23 protein-coding genes are annotated in these 25,413 nt (G+C 39.3%); 12 read left to right on the forward strand and 11 right to left on the reverse strand.

All coding sequences use genetic code 11. The annotated features are described in order from the left end of the window. Nucleotides 1-90: 90 nt before the first annotated feature. Nucleotides 91-741, reverse strand: a complete 651-nt coding sequence (locus tag ACQ7EO_RS19115) for an HAD family hydrolase (RefSeq protein WP_096732890.1) — start codon at nt 739-741, stop codon at nt 91-93. Nucleotides 742-925: 184 nt separating this feature from the next. Here ACQ7EO_RS19115 and ACQ7EO_RS19120 point away from each other — a divergent pair, with 184 nt between their 5' ends. Both ACQ7EO_RS19120 and ptsP read left to right on the forward strand, forming a co-directional pair. Continuing rightward, nucleotides 926-1,429, forward strand: coding sequence for an RNA pyrophosphohydrolase (locus tag ACQ7EO_RS19120; protein WP_004718109.1), 504 nt, complete (start codon nt 926-928; stop codon nt 1,427-1,429). A 77-nt stretch (nt 1,430-1,506) separates the two neighbouring features. Beyond that, the gene (gene ptsP / locus ACQ7EO_RS19125; protein WP_004718112.1) at nt 1,507-3,801 is read left to right on the forward strand and encodes a phosphoenolpyruvate--protein phosphotransferase; all 2,295 of its coding nucleotides are present in this window, start codon (nt 1,507-1,509) and stop codon (nt 3,799-3,801) included. Between the two features lie 31 nt (nt 3,802-3,832). Here ptsP and ACQ7EO_RS19130 read toward each other — a convergent pair whose 3' ends face one another. Further along, nucleotides 3,833-4,021: a DUF7230 family protein gene (locus ACQ7EO_RS19130; protein WP_004718115.1), complete on the reverse strand. Its 189-nt coding sequence runs from the start codon at nt 4,019-4,021 to the stop codon at nt 3,833-3,835. A 327-nt stretch (nt 4,022-4,348) separates the two neighbouring features. Here ACQ7EO_RS19130 and ACQ7EO_RS19135 point away from each other — a divergent pair, with 327 nt between their 5' ends. Together ACQ7EO_RS19135 and ACQ7EO_RS19140 are read left to right on the forward strand one after the other, a co-directional pair. After that, on the forward strand, nt 4,349-5,374 hold the full coding sequence (locus tag ACQ7EO_RS19135; protein ID WP_434278394.1) for an OmpA family protein: 1,026 nt from the start codon (nt 4,349-4,351) through the stop codon (nt 5,372-5,374). A 430-nt stretch (nt 5,375-5,804) separates the two neighbouring features. Next, nucleotides 5,805-5,999, forward strand: coding sequence for a hypothetical protein (locus ACQ7EO_RS19140; protein WP_004718119.1), 195 nt, complete (start codon nt 5,805-5,807; stop codon nt 5,997-5,999). A 213-nt stretch (nt 6,000-6,212) separates the two neighbouring features. Here the strand turns inward: ACQ7EO_RS19140 and ACQ7EO_RS19145 are convergent, their stop codons facing one another. After that, entirely contained in the window at nt 6,213-7,871 is a 1,659-nt protein-coding gene (locus ACQ7EO_RS19145; protein ID WP_434278396.1) for an acyl-CoA dehydrogenase family protein, read from the reverse strand. Between the two features lie 80 nt (nt 7,872-7,951). Here ACQ7EO_RS19145 and ACQ7EO_RS19150 point away from each other — a divergent pair, with 80 nt between their 5' ends. From ACQ7EO_RS19150 to ACQ7EO_RS19165, 4 genes are all read left to right on the forward strand, one after another. Further along, nucleotides 7,952-8,587 (forward strand): TetR/AcrR family transcriptional regulator, encoded by a 636-nt coding sequence (locus ACQ7EO_RS19150; protein WP_434278397.1) that lies wholly within the window; start codon nt 7,952-7,954, stop codon nt 8,585-8,587. A 506-nt stretch (nt 8,588-9,093) separates the two neighbouring features. After that, nucleotides 9,094-10,614, forward strand: a complete 1,521-nt coding sequence (locus ACQ7EO_RS19155; protein ID WP_239046537.1) for a catalase — start codon at nt 9,094-9,096, stop codon at nt 10,612-10,614. Between the two features lie 103 nt (nt 10,615-10,717). Continuing rightward, nucleotides 10,718-11,164 carry a thiol-disulfide oxidoreductase DCC family protein gene (locus tag ACQ7EO_RS19160; protein ID WP_270382898.1) on the forward strand — a complete coding sequence of 149 codons (447 nt, stop codon included), beginning with the start codon at nt 10,718-10,720 and terminating at the stop codon, nt 11,162-11,164. Further along, nucleotides 11,151-11,549 carry a DoxX-like family protein gene (locus tag ACQ7EO_RS19165; RefSeq protein ID WP_105714048.1) on the forward strand — a complete coding sequence of 133 codons (399 nt, stop codon included), beginning with the start codon at nt 11,151-11,153 and terminating at the stop codon, nt 11,547-11,549. Before ACQ7EO_RS19160 ends, ACQ7EO_RS19165 begins: the two co-directional genes overlap by 14 nt. A gap of 2 nt (nt 11,550-11,551) precedes the next feature. Here ACQ7EO_RS19165 and ACQ7EO_RS19170 read toward each other — a convergent pair whose 3' ends face one another. The 4 genes from ACQ7EO_RS19170 to ACQ7EO_RS19185 all read right to left on the reverse strand — a co-directional run bounded on the left by ACQ7EO_RS19170 (nt 11,552) and on the right by ACQ7EO_RS19185 (nt 14,902). Then, a complete protein-coding gene (locus ACQ7EO_RS19170; RefSeq protein ID WP_034611607.1) occupies nt 11,552-12,202 on the reverse strand; it encodes a hypothetical protein in 651 nt (216 codons plus the stop codon). Between the two features lie 64 nt (nt 12,203-12,266). Next, a complete protein-coding gene (locus ACQ7EO_RS19175; RefSeq protein WP_434278398.1) occupies nt 12,267-12,791 on the reverse strand; it encodes a hypothetical protein in 525 nt (174 codons plus the stop codon). A 39-nt stretch (nt 12,792-12,830) separates the two neighbouring features. Further along, nucleotides 12,831-13,961, reverse strand: a complete 1,131-nt coding sequence (locus ACQ7EO_RS19180; RefSeq protein ID WP_004718147.1) for an MBL fold metallo-hydrolase — start codon at nt 13,959-13,961, stop codon at nt 12,831-12,833. Nucleotides 13,962-13,963: 2 nt separating this feature from the next. After that, complete coding sequence (locus tag ACQ7EO_RS19185) at nt 13,964-14,902, reverse strand: cation diffusion facilitator family transporter (RefSeq protein WP_034611603.1); 939 nt, start codon at nt 14,900-14,902, stop codon at nt 13,964-13,966. 127 nt (nt 14,903-15,029) lie between these two features. Here ACQ7EO_RS19185 and ACQ7EO_RS19190 point away from each other — a divergent pair, with 127 nt between their 5' ends. From ACQ7EO_RS19190 to ACQ7EO_RS19200, 3 genes are all read left to right on the forward strand, one after another. Next, nucleotides 15,030-15,488, forward strand: coding sequence for a GNAT family N-acetyltransferase (locus ACQ7EO_RS19190; protein ID WP_004818751.1), 459 nt, complete (start codon nt 15,030-15,032; stop codon nt 15,486-15,488). Between the two features lie 544 nt (nt 15,489-16,032). Further along, nucleotides 16,033-16,941, forward strand: coding sequence for a DNA-binding transcriptional regulator HcaR (hcaR, locus tag ACQ7EO_RS19195; RefSeq protein WP_034611600.1), 909 nt, complete (start codon nt 16,033-16,035; stop codon nt 16,939-16,941). A 124-nt stretch (nt 16,942-17,065) separates the two neighbouring features. Continuing rightward, nucleotides 17,066-17,737 carry a DUF1345 domain-containing protein gene (locus ACQ7EO_RS19200; protein WP_004718152.1) on the forward strand — a complete coding sequence of 224 codons (672 nt, stop codon included), beginning with the start codon at nt 17,066-17,068 and terminating at the stop codon, nt 17,735-17,737. A 140-nt stretch (nt 17,738-17,877) separates the two neighbouring features. Here ACQ7EO_RS19200 and ACQ7EO_RS19205 read toward each other — a convergent pair whose 3' ends face one another. From ACQ7EO_RS19205 to ACQ7EO_RS19220, 4 genes are all read right to left on the reverse strand, one after another. After that, a complete protein-coding gene (locus ACQ7EO_RS19205) occupies nt 17,878-18,483 on the reverse strand; it encodes a glutathione S-transferase family protein (protein ID WP_303577456.1) in 606 nt (201 codons plus the stop codon). A 57-nt stretch (nt 18,484-18,540) separates the two neighbouring features. Then, nucleotides 18,541-19,242, reverse strand: a complete 702-nt coding sequence (locus tag ACQ7EO_RS19210) for a helix-turn-helix transcriptional regulator (protein ID WP_056516819.1) — start codon at nt 19,240-19,242, stop codon at nt 18,541-18,543. Between the two features lie 80 nt (nt 19,243-19,322). Then, nucleotides 19,323-19,991 (reverse strand): HAD-IA family hydrolase, encoded by a 669-nt coding sequence (locus ACQ7EO_RS19215; RefSeq protein WP_004818744.1) that lies wholly within the window; start codon nt 19,989-19,991, stop codon nt 19,323-19,325. Between the two features lie 153 nt (nt 19,992-20,144). Continuing rightward, nucleotides 20,145-21,083 (reverse strand): RluA family pseudouridine synthase, encoded by a 939-nt coding sequence (locus tag ACQ7EO_RS19220; RefSeq protein WP_004718156.1) that lies wholly within the window; start codon nt 21,081-21,083, stop codon nt 20,145-20,147. Nucleotides 21,084-21,851: 768 nt separating this feature from the next. Between ACQ7EO_RS19220 and ACQ7EO_RS19225 the strand changes: the two genes are divergently transcribed. After that, entirely contained in the window at nt 21,852-25,271 is a 3,420-nt protein-coding gene (locus ACQ7EO_RS19225) for an Rne/Rng family ribonuclease (RefSeq protein WP_434278400.1), read from the forward strand. Nucleotides 25,272-25,413 lie beyond the last annotated feature (142 nt).

The following is a 25,413-nucleotide window of genomic DNA, read 5'->3' on the forward strand; positions in this document are numbered from 1 at the left end:
TATTTACAAAACTTCTCATTCTTGACAAAACAATCAAGCCATAAAAAAGCAGTGATCAACACTGCTTTAAATCACAATAATCAGCCCAGCTCAAATCGACCAATCTTGGATATCCCAACCCTGTTCTTTTGCCAGATGCTCAAGACGATCATCAGGATTTACTGCAATCGCATGGTCAGCATATTCCAATAAAAAACGATCATTAATCGAATCTGAATAAGCCCATGATTCAGTGACAGTACGACCATCGAGCCATTGATCCAAACGTGCCAATTTACCTTTTTGGTAACATGGAATATTGGTCACTTTCCCCGTGTACTTGCCATCTTTTATTTCAGCATTGGTCGCAATAATTTCGCTGATACCAAATTCACGGAAAATAGGTGCTGTAATAAAATCTGAAGTTGCCGTAATACCAACCAATGCATGGCCTAAATCTTTATGTTTTTGAATCGCGGCAAAACCAGCTGGACGCATTTGTGGGCGAATCACTTTTTGCATAAATAACTGATGTAATTCAGTTAAATAATCATTATCGTGTTGAGTAAGAAACTCAAAGACAAATTCATTATAAGCAATTGGATCAAGCTTGCCTGCTTTATAGTCTTCATAAAACTGATCATTCATCGCACGATGTCGGACTGGATCGACCAAGCCTTCATTGACTAAGAACTCTCCCCAAGAATGGTCAGAATCTGTATTTAATAAGGTGTGATCTAAGTCAAACAGCGCCAATTCCATGAAAATACTCGTTTAAACTGAAATTTAAGAAAAAAATTGTAAATCTATCACCGCTAGTCGATAGAAATTCGTTAAGATCATAGCAATTTTAAAACATTATTACTTTGACTTTATCGAGTTGGACAAAAGAGTGTATGTCCCCATATATAAAGTCAAATGAAATTAACAAATTTTAGGTAGCCAAATGATCGACTCAGAAGGTTTCCGACCCAACGTCGGGATCATTTTGGCAAACGATATTGGACAAGTTTTATGGGCAAAACGCATTGGACACAATGCTTGGCAATTTCCTCAAGGAGGCATCCAGTTTGGAGAGACTCCTGAGCAAGCTCTATTTAGAGAACTACGAGAAGAAGTTGGGCTCCTACCCGAACATGTCCAAATTATTGCCCAGACAGATGACTGGTTGCATTATCGTTTGCCGCTTCGATACATTCGCTCGGATTCCGATCCGATTTGTATTGGACAAAAGCAAAAATGGTTTTTACTGAAACTCACAGCTTCAACGAAACATATTCAGTTGAATCTCTCTGACCCGCCGGAGTTTGATCAATGGCAATGGGTTAGTTACTGGTACCCGCTTGGACAAGTGGTGAATTTTAAACGAGATGTTTATCGTAAAGCGATGATGGAGTTATGTATGCGAATGCCGCAATATACAGCTGAAATTTCTTCAAAATATGAATGATTTTTCAAGGTAGTACTGTTATAAATAATACTGATGAAGTCGCTTTAAAACATAGCTTAAATTAGGAGCATACATCCATGTCGAACATGCAACTGGACACATTAAGACGTATTGTACAAGAGATCAATGCGTCAGTCAGTTTGCATGATTCTTTGGAAATCATGGTTAATCAAGTTTCCGAAGCCATGCATGTTGATGTTTGCTCTATTTACCTTTTAGATGAACGTAACCAACGTTATGTACTCATGGCAACCAAAGGCTTAAACCAAGAATCTGTAGGGACAGTTTCCTTACAACTTGGCGAGGGTTTGGTTGGTTTAGTGGGGCAACGTGAAGAGATTGTCAACTTAGACAATGCGTTTAAACATGAACGGTTTGCCTACTTCCCCGAGACAGGGGAAGAGATCTATAACTCGTTCCTTGGTGTTCCAGTCATGTATCGCCGCAAAGTGATGGGCGTGATGGTGGTTCAGAACACCGAACCTCAAGATTTTAGCGAGGCAGCAGAATCATTTCTGGTGACCTTGTGTGCACAACTCTCTGGGGTAATTGCTCATGCACATGCAGTGGGTAATATTGATGTTTTCCGTAAACCCAGCAATTCATCTAACTATAAGACCTTCCAAGGTTCATCTGGTGCAGGCGGTATTGCACTTGGTCGTGCCATCATCCTTTACCCTCCGGCAGATTTAGCTTCAGTCCCAGACCGTGATGCGGATGATATCAGTGAAGAACTTAAGCTTTTAGACCAAGCTATTGCGTCTGTACGCAATGAAATTCAATCGCTTGATGACAAAATGCAAGATTCGCTCATGGCGGAGGAACGTGCTTTATTTAGCGTGTTCTTACGTATGTTGGATGAAAATGCCCTACCTGCTGAAATTAAAGAAATTATTCGAGATGGAAGCTGGGCGCAAGGTGCAGTTAAAAATGTGATCGAACGCCATGTTGCGCTTTTTGCACAAATGGAAGATGACTATTTACGTGAACGTGTATCTGATTTAAAAGACCTTGGACGCCGAATCCTCGCAGCATTACAAGAAGGCGATACTAGCCATAAAGAGATCACCTCTGAAAGTATTTTAATTGGAGATGAGATCAGCACTGCTGCTTTGGTTGAGCTTCCTGTAGATAAAATCGCCGCGATTGTAACCTCTGAAGGGGCTGCCAACTCCCACATGGTGATTGTCGCCCGCGCACTCGGTATTCCAACTGTGGTGGGTGTTACTGAGCTGCCGGTAAATACGCTTGATGATGTTGAAATGATTGTCGATGCTTATCAAGGCCGGGTTTTTGTCAATCCACCACGTCGTTTACGTACACGTTATAAAGAGATCCAAAAAGAAGAAGAACAAATTGCCAAAGATTTAAAGCAATACGAAACCAAAGATGCCATTACACCTGATGGTGTTGCTGTAAAGCTGTATGTAAATACCGGTCTGATGATTGATGTAGTACGTGGGGTTCAACGTGGTGCAAAAGGCGTAGGGCTTTATCGTTCTGAAATTCCATTTATGCTGCGTGAACGCTTCCCGGGCGAAGAAGAACAGCGTGCGATTTATCGTCAACAGCTTAGTCACTTTGCCAACAAACCTGTGGTGATGCGTACACTTGATATTGGTGCGGATAAAGACCTGCCATATTTCCAAATTGAAGAAGAAAACTCAGCTTTAGGATGGCGTGGCATTCGTTTTACCCTCGATCACCCTGAAATCTTTTCCTCACAAATCCGAGCAATGTTAAAAGCCAGTATCGGCTTAAACAATCTGCATATTTTATTGCCAATGGTCACCAGTGTCAGTGAAGTAGAAGAAGCACTTTACTTACTGGAACGTGACTGGATTGCGGTTCAAGAAGAAGAGCAAGTTAACTTCGCCAAACCGAAAATCGGGATTATGGTTGAAGTACCGAGTGTACTTTTACAAATTGGTGAATTTGCTGAATTGGTCGATTTCTTCTCAGTCGGTTCAAATGACTTGATTCAATATTTATTGGCAGTTGATCGTAATAATCCACGTGTATCCAGTGTTTATTCACACTTCCACCCTTCTGTACTTCGCGCTTTAACGCGTTTGGTTCAAGAATGTCATAAGTATGAAAAACCGATCAGTATTTGTGGAGAAATGGCAGGCGACCCACTCTCAGCCATTTTACTTATGGCAATGGGATTCAATACATTATCGATGAGTTCAAGTAATATTCTGCGAGTGCGTAAAGCGATTTGTCATGTATCAATGACAGATGCACAAAAGCTATTAGAAGAAGTGATTGCGATGAATAACCCACTCATGGTCAAGAGCTGGATGGAGTATTACTTTAAACATCATGGTTTGGCTGATATGGTGAAATCGAATCGTCTAGTCAATATTTAATTATTTATTTTTATTAGATTTTTATAATTATTTAAGCAAAAATTGCAGTCCACAAAAAAGGCCGATAATCATCAGAATATCGACCTTTTTTGTGTTTATCATAACCACGTTTTGCATTCTTTTTACGATCTACAAACACTTGGCTTTTGTTGACTTCATGCATGTGTTTGGCCACAAAGTTGTGAATCACAACCTCTGGCATTGCTTTTTTCTTTGCCATTTTCTTTACCTATTTTGCTGTATACCACTTGATCAGTGGGAATCTGATATTACGCTTTTTTGTGTAGAATACAAGTATTTGTATTGATCAAGTTTGTGATTATTTCCTATTGCACTCTTTTTACCTATTACATCAAGGTAAATTTGCTGATTTATCTCAAATTGATTTTAATCATCAGAAGATCATCTTTAATTTAATTAAAATTTTACAAATCAGATTGAAAACTTCATGTAATTCATGAGTATTGTTATCTATAGTATTTAAAGAAATTTGAATATAAATATACTCAAAAAAATATAGGGTAATGAGTTAGAACTGGAGGATCATGTGTTCAATCAAAAGAAATTATCGAGTTTTCTACTATTGTTGGTTATTCCTACACTTGGTTTAATCGCATGTAGTAAACCTGAGAAAGCGGAAGTCATAACAACTGAATCAAGTGCGAGTTCTGTACCATCTGAAACTGTGAAAACTGAATCTACAGAGAACACTTTTGATCTCTCCAAGATTCCAATTTCAAATATTACACTCGGTCAGTTTCCATATATTTCTTTGCCAAATGGCTATCAGTTTCACGAAGCAACAAGCGTAAATTTTGAGAAAATACCATTTTGGACAGGTCAACATATCGAAAATGTTGAAGGTCAATTATATAGTGCAGCCATTCAACAAAATGAAAATTATAAAGAAGGAAGTTTTTTAGAATTGCAACGTAATTTGGAAAATGTAATCCAGCAATTGGGTGGCAAACAAATTACCCAGAGTAAAATTCCTCAACAAGAATTAGAAAAGATCCCACAAAAATTCCAAGTCGATTATGTTGCAGGATTGGGAGATGTTTTTAATAACCCGACACAGACCTTTGTGATACGTCAAGCGAATAAAAATATTTGGTTCCAATTGACACAGACAGGGAATGGACATGCTGGCCTATTCGTCGCAGAAACTAAACCGGTTGAAATTACAGCTAAAGCATTAAGTTCAGACCAACTCAAAACAGCTTTGGATAAGGACAATAAAGTCAATATTGAGATTAACTTTGCCACGGATCAAGCGAATATTTTGCCTGACTCTCAACCCCAAATTGAACAAGTCATTCAACTGCTAAAAAACAACCCTGAACTCAAATTGAGTATTAATGGTCATACAGATAATTCAGGTGATACCAAACATAATCAAACGCTTTCAGAACAACGTGCAAATGCTGTTGTTAAGGCTTTAACCAATAATACTGGAATTCAACAAAGCCGTTTAACAGCCAAAGGCTTGGGAGATACACACCCTATTGCGGATAATTCAACTGAAGACGGTAAAGCTTTAAATCGTAGAGTTGAGCTGATTAAATCTAATTAATTCTGTGAAATGCTGAGTTCAATGAACAAAGAAAACCCATTATAAATAAATGGGTTTTCTTTTAAAAATAGCTCACTCACTACATACACGATGTACTCAGTAAAACTCTATCTAGCAATCGTTTTACATCCACAGCTTGCACATCTAACATTTCAGCCACTCGTCCATAAAACACACTATAAGGTGTTTTAATAAAAGCATCCGCTTGTAATCTACTGTTGATTCTTCTGCTCATAAACAAATTTTTATCAAAAGATAAAAACTGCGATAACAACAACTTATTTACAGAAATAAAAGTTTAATTACAACAGCTTTCAATAAAAAACAAAAATATTAAATATTTTCAACAATATAAATTTGCCGAATTCAAAAAATGCATATATATTGTATATACATTTTTTTGATTATCACCTTTGGGGATAAATACGTCATGGCTGAATTACCCAAAAAGACAAAGGTGAATAAAAAAGATGGGCAACTCTTAATTCGCATTAACAGTGCTGAGCGTGACCAGTTTTTACAACTCTGTGAAACGATGGATACCAGTGCAGCACGTGAGTTAAGAAAATTTATCCGTAGTTTTATCAAAAAACATCAGCCAACGGATACTCAAACTAAGGAGTAACATGATGTCTAAGCAAGTTAAATCTTTAAAACAGAAAATCAAAGCACGTTTGGAAAAAATATCCAAACACGAAGGTAAATTGAAAAAGCTCAAAAAAAAGCTTAAAAAACAAAAGTAATTTCGATTACACATCCTAAGCTTGAACTTTGATAAAAGTGGCTTAAAAAAAGCGGCATTATTTACATAATGCCGCTTTTTGCATTTTCGAAGGGATTAAGCTAAAGCTCTATCTAACAAGCGTTTTACATCTACAGCTTGTGCATCTAACATTCCGACCACGCGTCCATAAAACGCACTATAACGTGTTGCAATAAAAGCATCCGCAACAAAATCTGGTGCATGTTGTTTCAGCAAAATAGCTTGTGCCAAGATGACCAAACGACTGACTAAGCTACGTGCCATAAATTGCAATTCATCTGCTTGTAAGCCACTAAATAACTTAAATAAAGCTTGTAATTCATCTTGTAAAATTGAATCTTGAGATGCAACTTGTGCAAATGATTTAAATAAGACTTCAATTGATTCACGGTCACGTTGGATTGCACGTAATACATCCAAACACATCACATTACCAGAACCTTCCCAAATAGTATTTACAGGGGCTTCTTTAAAAATACGCGCCATGATTCCTGTATCGACATAACCATTGCCACCGAAGACTTCCATCATCTCACCCGTCAACTCCACAGTACGCTTACACACCCAGAACTTTGCTGCTGGTGTCATGATTCGTCTCCATGCCAGAGATAATTCATCATCACTCTCATAGCAATGCGCAAGATGAAAACTCAATTGCATGGCTGCTTCTGTTTCCAAGGCTAAATCCGCCAATACCGCTTGCATCAACGGTTGTTCCGCCAAATGTTTACCAAAGGCCTTACGCTGACGGGTATAGGCAATACATTGCACCAAAGCCTGACGTAACATCGCACTTGAACCGACTGAACAGGTCAAACGTGTATAGTTTGCCATTTCAATAATCGTGGGAATCCCGCGCCCAGCTTCACCGATCATAATGCCCCAAGCATTTTTAAATTCAACTTCTGAGCTTGAATTACTGCGATTACCCACTTTATCTTTAAGTCGTTGTACTTGAACCGGATTTTTTCTCCCATCTTCCAGCCAACGTGGTACAAAAAAGCAGGCCAATCCATCTTGTTCAGTTTTTGCCACGACTAAATGTGCATCACACATCGGTGCAGAAAAGAACCATTTATGCCCTGTCAGTAAATATGCTTGCCCACGTCCCGAATCAGCCACAGGAACAGCCCGTGTTTCATTGGCGCGCACATCTGACCCGCCCTGCTTTTCCGTCATCCCCATACCTAACCAAATAGATTTTTTCTGAGAAATCGGAATGTCACGTTCATCGTATTCAGTCGATAAGAGTTTTTCACCGACTTTTTCCCACAATTCAGGTTCATTTTGAATTAAGGGAATACTACCTAGTGTCATAGAATTAGGGCATAGATTGCCACACTCAACTTGTCCACTCAGGAAAAATCGAGCCGCCCAATCGACCCATTTTGAACTTGATTGTGGATGATTAAATGGATGTGCGTGTGTGTCAAATTGTCGATTTAGCCGCATCCATTTATGCCATGCAGGATGAAATTCTAGAAAATCTTTACGGCGACCACGAGCATCAAAACTATGTAATTCTGGGGTATGACGATTGGCTAAATCGGCATATTCATAATATTCAGTAGAACCCGCAATCTGTGAGAATTCAGTTAGGCGTTGCTGATCCTGACTGCCATAACGTTGCAAAATTTCTTGTAAGACTTGATCTGTAGTCAATAAATTATAATTTTGCAGTTCGTCAAACTGATTGCTGATTTCATGTGTTTGCCAATTCTCTGCTGTGTTCATCCTGAATTCCTGTCTTGTTGTTTTAACCAATTGCATTCAGTATAGAAGAAAATACCTTCAAGGATGTTCGGATTATTTTTATGGCTTTACCTGCAATCAATGTGCGTCGTAAACCCCGCCAATCAAGGGCACGTATCACGCAAGAAGCGTTGATGGAAAGTTTTGTTCGGCTTTTACATGACCATCCTGCCAATAAAATTACCATTCGTGAAATTACCGATCTTGCTGGTGTGGGTTTAGGGACGTTCTATGAGTATTTTTCTAAAAAGGAAGATTTGATTGCTTTAACTATTCACCAACATGTAAAAAGCAATGCAGAAGTCTTAAAAAGTTATGCACAAAGCGTGTATGACTTATCCACAAAATCAGATTTTCAAAGCTATTTACAGCAAATCATTCATTATCAACTTGAGCAAATTCAAGCACAACAATTTTTATGGGCCCAGTCTTTCTTGTTAGAACGACAGGTTTCCAGCATTGAAACATATCAAAAAAGTTATGCCATGATGGTAGAGATGTGGCAAAACATGCTGAAACCTTTTATTCAGGATGATGAACAACTCAAACAGATGAGTCTAAATGTACAACGAATTTGCTATGGTTTTGTCTCGCAGACATTGTTGATTGAACCTGAGTTTAAGGATTGGAAAGTTTTGGAGGCGGATATGGTTCAAATCATAAACAGCGTTATATGTATTAAAAAACAGATTTTCTAAAATTGAATGCTATCAATTTTCGTTTAGCAAAATATTCTCAAATGGATGAAGACAAGCTGAATGTTTCCAAGTCCATTTTCACTAAAAAACACAATCTATTGATTTTCATTTATTTTGTATTTTAAACCATCATTGTTATCGTAAATAAAAGCTGAATTAATGTTTTTCTTATCAGTACGCAGAGCTCTGCCCATTAATCGCCAAAACAAATCAATAATAATATTTTTATCAATTTCACAAATATAAAAAATCACTCTAAAGTAAAGTTATCGCTTTAAAACATTGCTTGCTCTTCCTTGAACAACAGTATTTTAAAGCAGATAGAGACCGGTAAGTTGTTTCTAAAAATAAATGACAAATCATTTATTTTTAGATCAATTAGATTTAACAATTGTTCACTATATTGGTTTTTCAATTACGGTTAATGTCATGTAATAGCGAATATTCTTTATCTATTCCATCTATTCAAAAATGAATACATGATTAATTAAAAATGGAGAAATAGAATGAGCCAAGACTCAAAAAAATGTCCTGTAACCCACCTGACAACGGCTTTTGGTGCACCTGTTGTAGACAACCAAAATAGTTTAACGGCAGGCGCACGTGGTCCTCTACTGGCACAAGATTTATGGTTAAACGAGAAACTGGCCAACTTTGTACGCGAGGTGATTCCTGAGCGCAGAATGCATGCAAAAGGTTCAGGTGCTTTTGGTACATTTACCGTAACTCACGATATTACCCAGTACACACGCGCTAAAATCTTCTCACAGATTGGCAAACAAACAGAAATGTTTGCACGCTTCACCACTGTCGCTGGTGAACGTGGTGCAGCAGATGCAGAACGAGATATCCGTGGTTTTGCACTTAAGTTCTATACCGAAGAAGGTAACTGGGATCTCGTTGGAAACAATACTCCCGTCTTTTTCATGCGTGATCCACGTAAATTCCCAGATTTAAATAAAGCCGTAAAACGCGACCCTAAAACCAATCTACGTAGTGCAACCAACAACTGGGATTTTTGGACGTTATTACCTGAAGCTTTGCATCAGGTGACGATTGTGATGTCTGATCGTGGTATTCCAAAAAGCTTCCGCCATATGCATGGTTTTGGTAGTCATACGTACAGCTTTATCAATGCAAACAATGAACGTTTTTGGGTCAAATTTCATTTCCGCACCCAACAAGGCATTGAAAATTTAACCGATGCTGAAGCGGAAGCGGTTGTTGCTAAAGACCGTGAAAGTAACCAACGTGATTTATTTGATTCGATTGAAAATGGTAACTTCCCAAAATGGAAGCTTCAAATTCAAGTGATGCCTGAAACAGATGCAGAAAAAGTCCCTTATCATCCATTTGACCTGACCAAAGTTTGGCCTCATGCAGATTATCCACTGATTGATGTGGGTGAGTTTGAGCTGAATAAAAATCCTGAAAACTTCTTCCTTGATGTAGAGCAATCGGCTTTCGCACCAAGTAACTTAGTTCCAGGTATCAGTGTTTCACCTGACCGTATGTTGCAAGCGCGATTATTTAACTATGCCGATGCTCAACGCTACCGTTTGGGTGTGAATTATCAACAAATTCCTGTCAATGCTGCACGTTGCCCTGTTCATTCTAATCACCGTGATGGTCAAGGTCGTGTCGATGCAAACTATGGCGGTTTACCACACTATGAACCGAATAGTTTTAGCCAATGGCAGGAACAAGCTCAGTTTAAAGAACCACCATTAAAAATCAGTGGTGATGCAGATCATTGGGATTTCCGCCAAGATGATTCGGATTATTTCAGCCAACCACGCGCTTTATTCAATTTAATGAATGATACGCAAAAACAAGCACTGTTTGATAATACGGCGGGTGCGATGGGTGATGCACTTGATTTTATTAAGTATCGTCATATCCGTAACTGTTATGCATGTGACCCCGCCTATGGTGAAGGCGTGGCAAAAGCCTTGGGCTTAACTGTTGCAGATGCACAAGCTGCACGCGATAGCGATCCTGGTAAAGGTCATCCTGGTTTTCAATAAGCCTAGCTCAATATAAAGTCATTCAATAGAAACCGCCTTCGGGCGGTTTTTTATTTTGTGTAAATACACTATATTGAAGAAACTCCCAATCGCGAGTAAAGCCATGCAACAGAAAATTGAAGCGATAATTCAACAACATGACATCATTTTATTTGATGAAATCTGTGTGTTATGTAATGGCTGGGCAAAGTTTTTAATCAAATATGATACACAGGCACAATTTAAATTAACTTCGGTGCAATCACCTTTAGGGCAAGACATCTTAAGACATTACCAAATGCCCACAGAGCAATTTGATAGCATGTTGGTGATCAAAAATGGGCAAGCTTATAGTGAATCCACTGCATTTTTAAAAGTGATTGAAAGCTTAGGACGACCCTTTTCATATTTAAAAATGGGTTATGGGATACCCAAATTTATCCGAGATTTTCTATACCGCCGAGTCGCTTTAAATCGCTATCGTTTATTTGGTACAACTAAACAGTGTTTACTACCTTCATCTGAAAATAAAAAACATTTCTTGGAACATAGCATTGATGCAAAATTCTAAAGCACTTCAGAATGCCCTATTGACCATTCATATTTCACTGGCTGTATTATGGTTTTATCAGGGACTCATCCCTAAAATCATATATAAAGTCATCGAAGAGCAACAATTTTGGCAATTTACAGGGATTCAATTGTTGCCGATTCCTAGACTTATTGAACTCTCAGGATTTGGAGAAATAATATTTGGTGGGTTATTTCTTATTTTTAGACAATCAAAACTTCTGCATTATTTAAATATCATCGCGATGCTGTTGTTTTTACTGGTTGTCGCGATCGTTTATCCACACTATTTTGCGCAGGGTTTTAATCCTTTCATCATGAATACTGCAATGGCTGCACTGTCTATTGTCGCAATTCAACTTCTCAATGCTCAAAAAGCCGAATAAACTTACATTCGCACATTTGTACCAAACTGCTCTTTCCATCCTTTGGTTTCAGTCGCAATTTGCTTGGCAAGTTTGCTTTTCACTTCTTGAATTAAGCGCGCCCGTTCCTGTCCATGCACAAATCGACCTTTATAATCACTTTGCATGGTTTGAATATATTCATTCAGTGCACGTTGTTGTTGCTTGGTTTTTGGAGCAGTATGCAAAAATTGAAGGTATTCCTCATCTGGGTTTGTGCTAAGCGGATCACCCAAAATATCTTCAACATATAGTACAGCACTGACTAATTTCACTTTACCCTTTGCATCCACAGTATAGGTTTGTTTACGCACACCATAAGGATAGGTCCAGAGCCCCTGCCGATCACCTGAAGCCCAATAGCTATAAAAAATAATCTTGTTATCTTTGACCTCATAATCACCCAATTCAATCTGGAGAATACTGCAGTCACCCGTGGTTGAATAAATTGTATGCGTGAGCAGCTTTTGGTTATTTCGATATAATTCAATATCTTTACGCAAAAAGTCGGCTTCTTCTTCATTCATCACTGTTTTCAACTCAAAATTATTCTGATTAATTTGTATATTTTGAGTCTCAGCAAAAGCTGTACTGGATAATGCCAGTAACATCAATAAAGTTTGGATTATTTTCATTATTCATCTCCCTTGATTTTTCAATCAGGAATCAACACTATTTTTTAGTTTGGGTAAATACACCCTAATCCTGACACAGCTTTTGCAAAACTGGAAGTATTTCACCAGCCTGACTAAAAGGTTGTATTTGACGATAATGCTCGACCTTTTTAACCAGTTTATAATTTTTATCGTCCTGACTTTTAAACTGTTCAAGTCGAGTAAATGTCCGATCCTTACACAATACTTGATAATAATTAATCGTGTATTGTCTTTTTGGGTTCACACTTTTCACCCAAGCTTGAATAAGTTGATTACCATCAGATATTGTGGTGATACTTTCAAAAAATTGAGTATTTGAATTTTGATGAATTAATTTCCATTCATCACCCGTTTCCAAATCATATTTTTCATTGAGAGGTTTAATACTCTCTGTATCATCTGCTGCTGGACTATCTTCGGCTGTTGCCATAGTCAACTGATCTCCATCAGCACAAGGCGCATCTGAAACACAATCAGCCCTAGCCGCTTGAGTTAGGTCTATAGATTTTGCAGCGACTGAAGTCATCACCAAACAAAACAACAAAGTACTGGATAAGATTTTTATCATTTTTAGTGTTCTCAATTTTTATGGCTCAATAAGAGCCCACTACACCACCAATTTACGACCTTCACGGATACAGTAGAATGGATTAACCATTTTTGATGAATTCTTCATGGCCTTTTGTAAATCCTGCTCAGGCTGTTCCCGCGCTTCATCCGTCAATTGGAAAGTACGGTAATGAATTGCCAAAGAACGTTTGGCTTGTAAATCTAAATGCGCCTGAAAAGCATCTTGTGGATTCATGTGCATATATTTCATTAACGCTCTTGGTTCATACGCACCGATTGGCAATAACGCAATTCGCGGTGAGCCTAAACGTTTTTGAATTTCTTTAAAATGCGGTGAATACCCTGTATCGCCAGCAAAGAAGAAATGACCATGTTGCGATACCACAGAAAAACCACCCCACAATGCAATATTCTGATCACGTAAACCACGACCCGAACCATGCTGTGCAGGGGTATAAATAATTTTTAAGTTTTTAAATAATGCAGATTGCCACCAGTCCATCTCAATCACATGGAACTCTTTAGGCAAGTAACAAGCATTGCCCAAACCTGTATAGATTGGCATAGCAAATTTGTTGTGTAGCCATCTTAAAGAGGCTAAATCCATATGGTCATAGTGATTATGACTGAGTAAAACTGCATGAATCTCGGGCAATTGCTCTAAAGCAATTCCAGCAGGAATCACACGTTTTGGTCCACGCCCATGTTTCGGACTAACATAATCGGCCCAAACAGGATCAGTTAAGAAGTTATAGGGACCAATTTGAACCAGTACAGTCGCATGACTCACAAACCAGATTTGCCAATCATGCTCATCAGCATCTGGTCGATTCTGAGGTAATACACGTTTTGCCGCATAGAATTCTGATGATTCTTTTTGAGTATCCACATTCCAAGTATATGATTTTCGGGTACCCAGCCATTTCATCAAATCCCAACGGCTACGACCTTGTGGTTTACGTATTTCATTAAAGAACCGTTCACCATTGTGCTGATTTGAACCAATCACACTAAATACAGGTTTATACCATGTATGTGACAGACAATTTTCAGTATCAATTCGATAATGCAATTGTTGAACTTGCTGAGATGGAACAGTCTTATTTTGCATTGTGTTGTCTTGTACCGTTGTATCTTCAAGACGGACCATTGGCTCTTGTTTCGACATGATTACTCTAAACGCCCTTTCATTCTTTCAAGCCATACTTGCTGTGTTTGTGGCTTCACGAATAATGCCACGATTTCGGGATGAATACTTTTAATCTTTGCTTCAATTCTGTTCACACAGGCTTCGATATCATCTGAAGTTAAACTATCTTTAAACTCTAAGCTTAAAGAAGCAATCACCTGATGTGCACCCATTTGTTCAGTCAGTACGCCATTTGCTGAATACACGGCAGGATCTTCCTGAGCAATTTTCAGTACATTATGACGTAGTTTTGGATCTGCTGTTTCACCCATCAACAATCCTTTGGTTTCCCTTGCCAAAAGCAGGGCTGAGATGGCTAAGACAACCCCAATCAGCACCGAAGCCACACCATCTAAAACGGGTAAATCAAACTGCTGGGCACAAAATATTCCCAGCAATGCAATGATTAAGCCAATTAAAGCTGCTGAGTCTTCAAATAAAACTGTAAAGGTTGTCGGATCTTTACTGCGACGAAAGGCTTCAAAATATCCCATTTGACCTTTGGTCTTTTTAAATGTTTTCAACGCAATAAACCATGAAGTACCCTCACAAAGCAGCGCAAACCCGAGTACTACATAGTTGACCAATGGGGATTGTATAACTTCTGGATGACGAATATGTTGAATACCCTGATAAATTGAAACCACAGCACCTAAAGCAAAAACCAACAATGCGACAATAAAGGCCCAGAAATATAATTCTCGCCCATAACCAAAGGGGTGATGATAATTTGCAGGCTGCTGTGATTTTTTTAAACCATACAGCAATAAGATTTCATTTAAAGTGTCTACGACAGAATGGACTGCCTCACTGAGCATCGCCGAACTATTTGTAATATAAGCGGCAACAAACTTAACCAGAGCAATGGCTAAATTGCCCAAAAGTGCTGCATATACAACAATTTTGTTGGAATCTGACATTTATTGTCCTGTTTTTTATCATCAAATACATCAATTTGATTTTTATATCTGTCCTGCTTCATATTAGCGAAACTATCTGTGATTTTTCTTTATTTTTTGTTGCTTTTCACAATTGAGTGAATCTTTTATGGAACCCAATTTAACCAATATTCTAAATACTCCGTCGCAGTCTCATCCACAATTATTAAAAATTTGGGAAGCTTCTGTACGTGCGACTCATGACTTTTTAAACGAACAGCATATCTTACAAATTAAAACGCTCATCATTCAGCATCATTATTTTGATCATGTGCGGTTGTTTCATGTGGAACGTGAAGGTCAAATCGTTGGGTTTATGGGACTGGCTTATCAAAAGATTGAAATGTTATTTATTGACCCTAAATTTTTTGATCAAGGTATCGGTTCCATGCTCATTCAAAAAGCCCTTGAGTTAGGTGCGCATGAGGTAGATGTCAACGAACAAAATATTCGTGCTTTGGAGTTTTATAAGAAACATAACTTCCAACAAATTGCGCGTTCGGAACTTGATGCTGAAGGTAATCCATTTCCAATTTTGCATTTGAAACTAAAGAAGCCTTCCGTCTAAGTATTTTGAGATAGAGCGATATCAAAAACATCATCATAAACACCCTGATCAAGCTAAGTGTCCATGATGACGAAACCGATCTTGCCCCCTATCTGCAAGTCGGTTCTAGTAATCCTCAGCATGATCATGTTTATCAGACAGATTGCAACAACTTAACCCAGTGCAATCAAACACTTTTCAAGTGTTCCTTCATATAAATTTGGATCACTATAGATTGATGACGAGATACATCAATTAAAACATCGATATCAATTTTTCCATTCCTGCAAGTACGCTTATGACACGTAAGGGTCATAGATAAATTGATGCAACTTTATACAGATGACGGCTTCTAGGCTAGGGCTTAGCGAAATATTTTGTGTTTTAATTAAGATATTTTATCAATTATTCACCATGTTATTTTCTATATTAAAATAACAATGATTTTGAAAAGTTCATTTATTTTCTAAATACTATAATCGTCTTCACCTGACAGTTGTTTATAGATTATACTCTTTGAAAATCTTAGTAAGACATTTTTTGGATTATTCTTTGGACGCGTTATATGGAATTACGACATCTGAGATACTTCATTACTGTGGCTGAAGAACTCAACTTTAGCAAAGCAGCATTGAGACTTTATACAGCACAACCCTCACTCAGCCAGCAGATCAAAGATCTTGAAGAAGATGTCGGTGTTCGGCTGTTAAATCGGACCAAGCGTAAAGTTGAACTTACTGAAGAAGGTGCTGTTTTTCTGGAGCAAGCACGCTTAACTTTAGCACAAGCCGATAAGGCTGTTGCTATGGCAAGACAGGTCTCCAAAGCCAGACAGCTATTGTTAAGGATTGGGTTTGTACCCGTGGCTGAAATAAAGATTTTCCCTTATATCTTACCGAATTTAAGGGTACAAAATCCTGAGCTAAAAATTGAGTTATTGAGCTTAAATAACCTTGAACAAATGCGCGCATTGAAAAAGGGTGAGCTAGATATCAGCTTTAGCAGGCACAATTTTCATAATGATGAAATCGAAAGTAAATTTGTGCTCCGTGAGCCGTTAATTTTTGTTTTACCCAAAGATCACCCTTTAGCCAAGTATGAACGTATCCCTGTTAAAGCGCTCAATGGGATCGATTTTATAATTCCTGCTGAAGAACAATCCACGACTTTGCACAACACCATTTTAGAGTTTGCCAAACACAATCATATTGAATTGAATATCGTCCAAAAAGCTGACAATATTTCATTGAATATTAACTCAGTTGGAGCGGGCTTAGGCTGTACAATTTTGCCAAGTTATATTGCGCCATTAATCAACAATAACACTGTCATTCGACCTTTAGAGATTGAGCTTCCCTATCTAGACTTGTATGTAAGTTATCGAAAAAGTGCTGGCTCTGTTGCAATACAAAAATTCATTGAACTATTAACCAAGGTATTTTATCTGGATATCAATCGTTTAGAGCAAGAATAAGACCGCTGCGACAAGACATAGAGCGTAAGCTTATTTTTTAATATGACGACTTAAACCAATCGAATTTAATGCTCATTTTCTTTGCTTAAATATCCATCAATTTTTAATTCAGGCGGTGTTCATCATGGTAGGACGTGCATTTCACCAACTTCGATCAGGTATTCTGTCTCGTCCATATTTCTTTATTAGTTTTCTCCTTACAGCAGTTGTGTATATGGGGATGTCTTTGAGTACAAATTGGCAGTGGTCAACCAATTTATTATTCAGCTGGAATATTGCCACTCTGGTCTACTTAATCCTGACCATAAAAATGCTCTGGGCAACCAATCAAGCGCATATTTTAAAGCGTGCTCAGCAACAGGATGCCAGCAAATGGATCATTTTGCTGTTGGTTGTGCTCTCACTCATCATGTGTTTTATTGCCATTATTATTGAATTGGCACATTTGCCCGATGTGACTGGAGTTAAAGCAGGACATATCGCCTTAGCAATTTTTACCATCATTTTTGCATGGTTATTTATGCATACTATTTTTGCTATTCACTATGCACATGACTTTTATTTGGCAGTGGAAAATCATCAAGATGGTGGATTGGACTTTCCAAAAACACCTAAACCAACCTACCCTGAGTTTTTATATTTTAGTTATGTCATTGGTACTTCTGCACAAACAGCAGATGTATCGATTACATCTCGTTCGATGCGCGTTTTAAATATTCTCCATATCCTTTTGGCGTATGGATTTAACACCACAATTTTGGCGATCTGTATTAATGTTGCCGCAGGTTTTATTTAACTGAAGTAAAAAATAGAGGGATTAACACCAAAAGCCAATCTCCAAAGTTTTTTTATCATTTTTCTGCGCTTGAATGTGACTAAAAAACCTCAATGCAAACCCAGCACGAGATCATGCTAAGTTTGCATCGTCTTGATGATTTAGTCGCTAAAAAGTGCTTGATTATTTCTTAAGTTTTTTCGGCTTTTGATTGAATTAAGATATTTTTCAATTGCAGGATGGCTTTCAATCTCTGCCATCTTCAATTGCCAAAATAGCATGGAACCAACAAACACATCGGCTACCGTAAATTGTTCACCACATAGATAAGGTTGAGCCTGCTCCAAGCCCTGAATTAAAGCGGTATAGGTGTCCTGAAAGTTTCCATAGCCAATATGCATTTTTTGCTCGTCGGTAATCTCAACTTTTAATGCGCGATCCGTCGTGGCTGCATCCCACGGTCCAGCAGCAAAGAATAACCAACGGAAATACAAGCCACGTTTTGGATCATCCAATGCTGGTGCAAGCCCTTGATCAAAAAACTTATCTGCCAAGTATGCGCAAATTGCAGGCATTTCGTAAATCACCATATCGCCATCGACTAAGGTGGGCACTTTGCCAAATGGGTTAATCTTTAGATAAGATTCCGACTTCATTTCAGTGTGATAAGCCAACTCAATTTTTTCAAATTCAGCACCCAGTTCAATCAGTAGCCATTCAATAACCAGACCTCTAGACTGCGCGTTGCTATATAGTTTTAAGCCCATTTTTCCATTCCTTTATAGTGGTGTATTGAATATAAAGGGCGGCTGTGTCAGTTTTTGTCAGGAGCTTTTCAGCATGGATTTTTTTTGCAGCTCTTTTTGCCACCATGCCTGAAAAAGATGGCGCTTAAACTCTGGGTAAATGATTTCGGTCACAGTTAATTTTTGAATCCGATCTAAACGAAAATTTCGAAAATCCTCACGTAATTCACACCATGCAGCCAACAACATTTTGTCATTGAAATACCCTAAGACAAAAGGCCAAAGCATACGGCTAGAGATATTTTGTTTTTCATCTAAATAATGCACTTCAATCTTGACCTGATAACGAATTGCTAGACGTACTTGTTCGACAATTTTTTCATCAACCACAAGCCAATGGTTGATAGACCGAAGCATGGTTTCATCAATCAGTTCTTGTTTATTCTTGGGCAATACCGCATTGAGTTTGGCCAAAACTGAATGTGCAGCATTTTTTAATGCTGGATCTGGCACTGACCTTAACCAATGCAATGCCAAGAACACTGCTTCGACTTCCGTTTCATCCAAACTCATCGGAGGCAGTAAAAAGTTTTCTTTCAGCTGAAATCCTAAGCCCGCACTGCCCTCAATATTGACACCTTGGTCACGTAAACTTTCAATATCCCGATAAATACTTCGGACGCTAATCTCCAAATGTTCTGCTAAGCATTGCGCGGTAATGGGATAACGCTGTTCACGTAAAAGTTGTAATAAAGTGAGTAATCGAATAGAACGGCTCATGGTCAATTTTCTTATTATATCTCTTTGGTTTTATCTAAGTTTACGCTGAGGGCAATCTGCAAACAGCGTAAAAACAGCATCTAAGCAACTTCACTGGCCTTAAGCTGTTGAGTTAAAAACTGATGTAAATGATCGACGTTATCCGCGATCGTCAGCGGATTAAAACGCTGTAATACATCAATCGCATGCACCCCATAACTCACCCCAACACGTGGCATGGCAATGTTCTGTGCCATTTCTAAGTCATAAGATGTATCGCCCACCATAATGGCTTGCTCCGCCGAAATTCCAGTGTAATCTAAAATTTCAGCCAACATCAATGGATCTGGCTTGGATTTGGTTTCGCTCGCTGCACGGGTGATCTCAAATAAATCCTGACTCTGGGTCTGAGCCAAAACACGATCTAAACCACGACGGCTTTTCCCTGTTGCAACTGCCAATTTGATATTTTGATTTTTTAAATCATGCAACATTTCAGAGACACCAGCGAACCACAAATCATCTTTGGAATGCTCAACATAATGATCGCCATAGCATTTCAAAATTTCAGTGTGTAACTCAGGGACTTGTGGAAATAACACTTGAGCAACTTCTGGTAAACCTAAACCAATAATACTTTTCGCAGCATCAGCTGTTAACGGTTGGTCAAAGGTTTTTGCAGCAACCAATAAACTCGCCACAATTTGCCCAACTGAATCAAATAAAGTGCCATCCCAATCAAAAATGATAAGTTCTACAGGTTTTTGCATGAATTATTTCCAATATTTGCTCAGTTTACGCATGACTAATGTTTAGATCTTATGCCCTTTACATGACAAGCTAACGCATTTTTAAACACAAAGGGAACTTTTCATAAAACAAGTTCCCTTTGTGTAAAAGATAAAGTGAGCAGCAAGATCGAATCAATCTTTCTTTTGTGCTCTTAACTGCGCAACCAAGCTTTGCATATCTTCAGGTAAAGGCGCTTCGATCACAGGATAACCAGGAATTTCAAGGCGCATTGCATGTAGGCTCAATCGACGAGCTTTGGGGCCACGATACTCTGTTTCATGACCATACTTATCGTCACCCACTAAAGGATGACCAATACTTAAACCATGCACACGAATTTGATGGGTACGGCCTGACAGTGGAGAAGCATAGACCAGTGTCGCATGCATAAAGCGCTCGGCAACTTTCCATTGTGTCTTAGATTCTTTACCTTCTTCTGAGACACGTACACGACGTTCACCATTGGACAGTTCATAGCGCAATAAAGGTTGATTAATCAACTGTTGATCTAAACTCACTTGACCTTTAACAATCGCAGCATAGGTTTTTTTAATTTTATGCTCACGCAACATGTCTTGTAACGCCTTCAATGTGCTGCGTTTTTTACTCACCATCACCAGGCCCGAAGTATCGCGGTCAATACGATGAATCAATTCCAAATATTTTTTACCTGTTGCCGCGCGTAAGCCTTCAATTAAGCCATACGCCACACCGCTTCCACCATGTACGGCAATTCCAGACGGCTTGTTGACCACCAATAAACCTTCATCCTCATACACCACACGGCTGAGTAAGCTTTGTGCAACCTTATCGGATACAGGTGCATCAGTTTCGTCTTTTTGCTCAAAGCGAATAGGTGCAACACGGATTTGATCGCCAATCGCTAGCTTAGTTTCTGCTTTTATACGCTTTTTATTGACGCGCACTTGACCTTCACGAATTAAACGATAAATACGGCTTTTCGGCACACCTTTCAGGCGAGTAAATAAGAAATTATCGATGCGCTGGCCTTCTTGATGCTCGTCTACTTCAAACCAAGTTACATTTTGCCATTGTTGCGTAGAATTCATACAGTTAGGTGATCCAATAAAAAACTAAAATTTGATTAAAAACTGATCATTTAGACTATGCTTTTCATACAAAATAAGCATATAGCCCATAGGCAGATGATTCAAGGTTTGCTATAGTCAGCGCACGGATACCACCGTAAGTGAAATTTAGTGCCACCCTTTTTTAAAAATGAAAGCGTGACACAAACGATAAAATTCACGACAGATGCGGAAAGGTCCCAAAAGAATATGCCGACGCCGAAGGCTTTATTATATCGGCAAAAAGACAAACTGTTGCGTTTAATTGTACTTAAAGTACAGAAATCAGTTTGTTTAAAAATATATGTCGCCAACCCAGACGTTGGTTTTTAAACATAAACTGATACACATCAGGCAAGTCGCTGTAGAGTGTTATTCAGGACATAAGTGTTTGAGGCATTGGAACTGCACAATTTGTAAAGGTACGATGATAATTCCGTATCAAGACGCTCTCACAAAAGTTGAGATGCTCTTCGAGCAATGTGATAGTGAAAGACGAATCAAATCAGTCATCCAATGCACCACTTAAGTGCCAGTGAAGAGCTCAAAACTTTAATCGTGCAAAGATTAAAGAAGTATTGCAGCATCAATACAGGCATCAAACCCAACCTTGCTCAAAACAAGTGGGTAAATTACTCAGATCATATTGGATGTATCCGTGATTTGAGCATTGATCCAATATTTTAGATGTTCGCTTCACTTAAAAAGATAGCGAGTTGTTGGTGTGAATCACTATTAGGTGTTACACCCATGAAACGTATGTTGATTAATGCAACACATGCCGAAGAAGTTCGCGTTGCACTCATCACTGGTCACCGTCTTTACGATTTCGATTTAGAAAACCGTACACGTGAACAAAAGAAAGCCAATATCTATAAAGGCCATGTCACTCGCGTAGAGCCTTCTTTAGAAGCTGTATTTGTAGAGTATGGTGCGGGTCGTCAAGGTTTCTTGTCGATGCGCGAAATTGCCAATACTTACTACAAGGCAGACCCTCGCCAAACATCAAATATTCGTGAACTCATCACTGAAGGCACTGAACTTTTGGTTCAAGTTGAAAAAGAAGAGCGTGGCAACAAAGGCGCTGCACTTTCAACTTATATTTCCCTTGCTGGTCGCTATTTAGTTTTGATGCCGAACAACCCAAAAGGTGGTGGTATTAGCCGTCAAATTTCAGGTTCAGTTCGTGAAGAACTCAAAGAAATGTTGGCGTCATTAAATACCCCTCGTGGTATGAGCGTAATCGTTCGTACAGCAGGGATTGGCCGTTCACAAGAAGAACTGCAACTTGATCTTCAACATTTGTTAGACCTATGGGCACAAATCCAAGGTACAGCAAACTCTGGTCCATCACCAATGCTTGTTCATCAAGAAGCTGGTGTGGTGACGCGTGCTATCCGTGACTATTTACGTGATGATGTTGCAGAAATTTTAATTGACTCAGAGCAAGCCTATAACGAAGCCTATAACTTTGTTAAAGCGGTAATGCCAAATCAATTGGATAAGTTAAAAACCTATACGTTAAATGAACCGTTATTTGCGCATTTTGGTATTGAAAGTCAAATTCAAACAGCTTATGAACGTGAAGTTAAACTTCCTTCAGGCGGTTCAATTGTAATCGACCAAACTGAAGCACTGGTTTCAATCGACATCAACTCAGCGAAATCAACACGTGGACATGATGTAGAAGAAACTGCGCTCAGCACCAACTTAGAAGCAGCTGAAGAAATTGCTCGCCAATTACGTTTACGTGATATTGGTGGTTTGGTGGTGATCGACTTTATTGATATGACCAAAGAACGCAACCAACGTATGGTTGAAGCTAAACTTCGTGAAGCGACGCAAAGTGACCGTGCCCGCATCCAGTTCGGTCAATTGTCACGTTTTGGTTTAATGGAAATGAGCCGTCAACGCTTACGCCCATCTCTTGAAGAAGCTACTGGTTATGTATGCCCTCGCTGTCATGGCACAGGTATGGTACGTGATCTACGTTCTCTTTCTCTTTCAATTATGCGTAAAGTTGAAGAGATTGCATTACGTGAACGTCAAGGTGAAGTTCAAGTTGAAGTGCCTGTTGAAATTGCAGCATTCTTATTGAATGAAAAGCGTCACAGTTTGGTTTACTTAGAACAAACGTCAAATGTGCGTGTTACTGTACTGCCACATCCACATTTAGAAACGCCACATTACGAAATCTCATATAACCCAGAAGGTTTTGCGCCAACTAGCTATGAACGTACTGAAGCTACCCGTTCAAGCGAAAAAGAATTGGGCTATGAGTCATCTGAGTGGCATTTAGAAGAAGAGCAAACGCAACACAATGCTGCACCAGCTCAAGCACAAAACAATAAGCAAAACAGAAAGCAACAACCTGCTCAAGCTCAAAAAGCTCAGCAAGCGGTTCAAGCACAAGTTGCTCAACCAGCTTCAAGCCCATGTGCTTGGTTAGAAAATCTGTTTGTACAAAAACAAGCAGCAACTGTTGACCAATCACGTACTGCAAACAATGCAGCTGCAGCCATTGAACAAATGATTAACGGTGGTGCTGTAAGCCGTGGTCAATTTGGCCAAGTGAATAGCAATAGCGCGCCAGCTGCAATTGAAGCTCAAGTTGTTGCTGAAACCAATGCTTATCTTTCACATGCACCTGTTCAAAAACAAGAACCGCGTGAATATGAAAAACAGGGCGAGAAAGAAGAACGAGCTCCGCGTAACAACAACAATAAAAATAAAAATCGCAACAAGCACAAAGAGTCACGTGAACAAAACACTGATCAACATCAAGTGATTGAAGAAGTGGTTCAGGTGCCTCGTCAAGAGCAACGCCAAGAACAGCGTCAGGAACAACGTGATCAACGTCGTCAGCAAAAGCAGCCACGTCAACAGCATGATCAAAATGCTGAAACGAATCATGCTGAACAAGCTGTTCCACGTCGTGATCGTAACCATCAGCAACGTCCAAACCGCCCAAATCGTCATCGCGATAGCAGCGTGTTTAATGATGAGCAACAACAAGCGCCAAACAACAATGCGCCTGTAGAGCATAATCAACCTCAAGAGAAACAACCTAAGGTTGAACTCATTGACACCCCGAAGCATGCAGCACTTGAAACAGCTTTAGTGGTTAACCTTGATCAAGCTCAAAGTGAAATTGTCGCATTAAACCCGCAACAAGTTGCTGCGCCAGCAAGCAACAAGCCGAAGCGTCATGATCGCAATGAAAAAGCTGAAACTGTTGCTAAAGCACCTCGCACTGTAGATGCTCAACCAGCTACTGCACCGGCTGTAGAAAGTCAGGCTGTAACGACTGAAGCAAAAGCACCTGCAGCAGAGGTTCAAGCAGAACAGCCTGTGCAACGTGCCAGCAATGACCCGCGCCAAAAACGCCGTCAACAACGTGACGCTGCTCAAGCAAAAGCGGCAACGCCTAAAATCGCACCATCTCAAGTACCGACATTAAATCAGTACACAGTGGGAACGTTGATTCGTCATGTCTATGGTGATGACTGTGCGGTACTGATTGAACAGTTTGGGTTAATTCCAACATTCAATCGTGCTTTGGTTAAGTTTACTGAAGAATATTCAGCGACCTTAACTGTGGTAGAAAAGACCGATGTACAAAGCAAGCAGCCTGTAACACGTGATGTTGCTATCTCTAAAGCAGCACCAGAAGCACAACCTGCTGATGTTTTAGACTTAACACCACCGAAGCCTGAGAATGATCGCCGTGTAGCGAATGATCCTCGTGAACGTCGTCGTTTAGCAAAACAAGCGGCTGTACAAGCAAAGCAAGAGCATCAAGCTGAACTTGAGCAACAACCAGAAGAAGTGAAAACTGAGACTCAAGCAAGTCCAGTTGAAGCAGCACCGGTGGTTACTCAAGCAGAAGAAGTGCAAGCTGAAACGCCTGTAGAAACGACAGTTGAAACAGCACCTGCGGAAGTTCAAGTGGTTAAAGCAGCCCCGGCTAAGTCAGCTGAGAAAGCAGTTGTTGTAACTGAAAAGGCGAAAAAGCCACAACAATCGCTTGCTTTAGATACGACTGCTGAAGCTGCTGTAGATGAAGATGCCCAAAAGGCAGACAATGTGGCAACAGATGAAAAACCTGCCCGCCCTCGTCGCCCTCGTGGTCGCCCGCCAAAAAAAGCGACACCGCCAGCGGATGAGTAATTTTTAAAAATTTGCTTAAAATGTAGCGATTAAAGAGAACCTAGTCATTTCGATGGCTAGGTTTTTTTGCTATTTTGAAGAGATTATCAGGACATTTGTCAGATTAGGTTGATTGCACTAGTCTTATACGATTAAAAAGACA

Origin of the sequence: Acinetobacter sp. CE-15, assembly GCF_051059255.1 — a bacterium.
In the GTDB taxonomy this organism is placed as follows: domain Bacteria; phylum Pseudomonadota; class Gammaproteobacteria; order Pseudomonadales; family Moraxellaceae; genus Acinetobacter; species Acinetobacter guillouiae.